This is a genomic window from Streptomyces sp. SID5910, assembly GCF_009862125.1.
GTDB lineage: Bacteria > Actinomycetota > Actinomycetes > Streptomycetales > Streptomycetaceae > Streptomyces.
In genome coordinates this window covers 1-3,629 of the sequence record NZ_WWHX01000644.1, presented here as the reverse complement: position 1 = coordinate 3,629, position 3,629 = coordinate 1, and the positions used below count along the sequence as shown (strand labels likewise).

Genomic DNA, 3,629 nt, shown 5'->3' with positions numbered 1-3,629 from the left:
TGCCTGACCATCACCTCCGTGCTGGAGCCGGGCCAGCGGCTGCGCGTGCAGAAGACGGTCGCCCACGGCTGGTCCGGCGCCCGCTCCCGGCCCGCGATGAGCGACCAGGTCGAGGCGGCGCTGGCCGCCGCCGGGCACAGCGGCTGGGACGGGCTGGTGGCCGAGCAGCGCGCCTACCTCGACGACTTCTGGGCCCGGGCCGACGTCGAGGTGCACGGCGACGAGGAGATCCAGCAGGCCGTCCGCTTCGCCCTGTTCCATGTGCTCCAGGCCGGCGCCCGCGCCGAGCAGCGGGCCATCCCCGCCAAGGGACTGACCGGTTCCGGATACGACGGACACGCGTTCTGGGACACCGAGATGTTCGTGCTGCCCGTGCTGACCTACACCGAGCCCAGGGCCGTCGCCGAGGCGCTGCGCTGGCGCCGGGACACGCTGCCCGCCGCCCGGGACCGCGCCACCCAGCTGGGCCTGCGCGGAGCCGCGTTCCCGTGGCGGACCATCGACGGCTCGGAGGGCTTCGCCTACTGGCCGGCGGGCACGGCCGCCTTCCACGTGGGCGCCGACATCGCGCACGCGGTGGTGCGGTACGTGGCGGCGACCGGCGACACCGACTTCGAACGGGAGACGGGCCTGGAGCTCCTGGTGGAGACCGCCCGGCTGTGGCGGTCCCTCGGCCACCACGACCACCACGGCGTCTTCCACATCGACGGCGTCACCGGACCCGACGAGTACAGCGCCATCACCGACGACAACACGTACACCAACCTCATGGCGCGCTCCAACCTCCTCACCGCCGCCGACGCCTGCGAACGCCACCCCGACCACGCGTCCCGGCTCGGCGTCGACGACGAGGAGAGCGCCGCCTGGCGGGACGCCGCCGAGAGCGTGCACATCCCGTACAACGACGAACTGCGCGTCCACGAGCAGCACGCCGGATTCACCCGCCACCAGCGCTGGGACTTCGCGCACACCGGCGCGGACCAGTACCCGCTGATGCTGCACTTCCCCTACTTCGACCTGTACCGCAAGCAGGTCATCAAGCAGTCCGACCTGGTCCTCGCGATGTACACCTGCGGCAGCTGGTTCGAGGAGCACTGCGACGAGGACCAGATCGCCCGCAACTTCGCCTACTACGAGCCGCTGACCGTGCGGGACTCGTCCCTGTCCGCGTGCTGCCAGGCCGTCGTCGCCGCCCAGACGGGCCATCTGCGCCTCGCCTACGACTACGCGGCCGAGGCCGCCCTGATGGACCTGGCCGACCTGGAGCACAACACCCGCGACGGGCTGCACATCGCCTCCCTCGCCGGGACGTGGATGGCGCTGGTCGCCGGGTTCGGCGGCACCCGCCGCGAGGGCGACAGCCTCAGCTTCTCGCCGCGGCTGCCCGAGAAGTTCAGCCGGCTGGCCTTCCGGCTCCAGTTCCGCGGGCGGTGCGTGAGCGTGGAGATCGAGGCCGACAAGGCGACGTACACGCTGGTGATGGGCGACCCCCTGACGATCCGGCACCACGGCAAGCCGGTCCTGATGAACGGGAACGGCCCCGTCACCCGCCCCATCCCCGCCCCCAAGCGGCGCCCGACGCCCGAGCAGCCCCCGCACCGCCGCCCGAACGCCCGCTGAACCGGCCGGGCGGACCGGTCGGCCGTAATTCGCCCTGCGCGTCCGTTCCGTGCGGGTTAGCTTGATCTCCGTCTCCGGTTTCCGGACTCCCGTCGACGGCGGCAGGAGGCGAGGTTCGAGCGGCCCCGCGGGCGGCGGGGGTGAAGGGGAGCACGATGGCCTACGGCGCGAGCGCCCTGCTCACCGGCGGACGGCGACGCGACGACACGCCGTCGGGCACCTCCCGGCGCCTCGGCGGTCACGCCCCGCTCGCCGCCGTGGCCGCCGTCTTCACCCTGGCCCAACTGCTGCTCGTCCGCCCCTCGCTGGGCCTCGGCTGGGACGAGATCGTCTACGTCAGCCAGGTCACCACCCACCACCCGGCCGCCTTCTTCAGCGCCCCGCGCTCCCGCGGCGTGTCCCTGCTCGTGGCGCCCGTCGCGTCCTGGTCGTCGTCCACCGCACTGCTGCGCGTCTACCTCGCCGTGCTCTCCGGAGCCGGCCTCTACCTGGGGCTGCGGGCCTGGCGGGGCCTGTCCCCGGTGGGCGTGCTGGCCACCGCCGGCGCGTTCTTCGCCACCCTGTGGGTGACCCTCTTCTACGGTCCGCAGGCCATGCCCAACTACTGGGTCGGCATCGGCGCCCTGATCTGCGTCGGCTGCTTCCTGCGGGCCCGGCGCGAACGGCCCGCGCCCGGGCCCCTGTGGGGAGTGGTGGGCGGCGCCGCGCTCATGGCGTGGATGCGGCCCTCCGACGCCGTCTGGGTCGTCCTGCCCCTCCTGGCACTCGCCCTGGTCCGCCGGCACGGACGGCTGCTGCTCGCCCTCGTGGGGGGCCTCGTGGCCGGGGGAGCGGAGTGGGTGATCGAGGCGTACGCCTGGTACGGAGGCCTCGCGGAGCGGCTGGCGGAGGCCTCCCGCATCCAGGGCGGACTCGGCCTCCAGATCGCCCTCGACGACCAGCTGCGCAGCCTGGGCGGACGCGCCCTGTGCCGCCCGTGCACCGGGTCGATGCCGGCCCCGGTGATCACCGCGTGGTGGGTCCTGCTGCCGGTCGTCGCCCTCGTCGCACTGGCCGTCGCCGTCCGGGCCCGGCGCACCGCCCGCACGCTGGTCCCGCTCGCCTGCGCCGCCACGGCCGCCGTGCCGTACCTCTTCATGATCGGCTACGCGGCGCCCCGCTTCCTCCAGCCCGCCTACGCCCTCCTTGCCGTCCCCGTCGCCGACGCGCTGTGGCACCTGGCCCGCACCCCCCGCGGCCACTGGCGGCCGGTGGGCGCCCCGCTGGTCGCCCTCGCGCTGGCCGGACACCTGGCGGTGCAGCTCGTCGTCCTCGTCTACACCGTGGACCGCACCGCCGAGAGCCGCGAGGACTGGGCCCGCACCGCCGGCGCACTGCACCGCCTCGGCGTGCGCCCGCCCTGCCTGCTCACCGGCCACGAGGCCATCCCGATCGGCTACTACACCGGCTGCTCCTCCGGCGCGACCGGCGGCAACAACGAGAACACCACGGCCGCCGAGATCCTGGACACGGCCCGCCGGATCCCCGTCGCCGCCGTCACCGCACCCGGCGGCACCCCGCCCGCCTACGCCCGCTCCTGGGCCCCGTACCGCGTCGGGGACCTGGAGATCCGCGTCGCACCCCCGGGTTAAAGATCGCGGATCGGGAAACGCGAACCGGACCGAACGACCGATCCGACGCACGCGCAAGGAGGCAGCGATGGGCACGGACCCGATGGCCGACGACGCCTACCAGCCCACCGGAACCAACGAGGAGCAGGAGGACGCCGCGCCCCTCGACCTCCAGGACGCCGTCGACGAGCGGGACTACGACGACACGCTCGACGAGGGCTACTCCCCGCCGGAGAAGCCCCTCGGCGTGACCAAGTACGGCACCACCGCCGCCGAGCAGCACGACGGCGAGACCCTGGACCAGCGGCTGTCCCAGGAGGTGCCCGACGTGTCCGCGCCCGACGGGGACGGTGTCGGCGACAAGCCCGGCGGCGAGGGCGAACCGGTCGACCCCGAGGC

At 74.1% G+C, this 3,629-nt stretch carries 3 protein-coding genes; all 3 read left to right on the top strand.

Translation table 11 applies throughout. From position 1 onward, the window contains the following. The coding region (locus tag GTW67_RS22770) for a glycoside hydrolase family 65 protein (RefSeq protein ID WP_161166667.1) at positions 1-1,620 on the top strand (1,620 nt) is incomplete at its 5' end. A 155-nt stretch (positions 1,621-1,775) separates the two neighbouring features. Continuing rightward, positions 1,776-3,251, top strand: coding sequence for a hypothetical protein (locus GTW67_RS22765; protein ID WP_161166666.1), 1,476 nt, complete (start codon positions 1,776-1,778; stop codon positions 3,249-3,251). Positions 3,252-3,318: 67 nt separating this feature from the next. After that, positions 3,319-3,629, top strand: a 311-nt coding sequence (locus GTW67_RS22760) for a hypothetical protein (RefSeq protein WP_161166665.1), incomplete at its 3' end; no start/stop codon positions are given.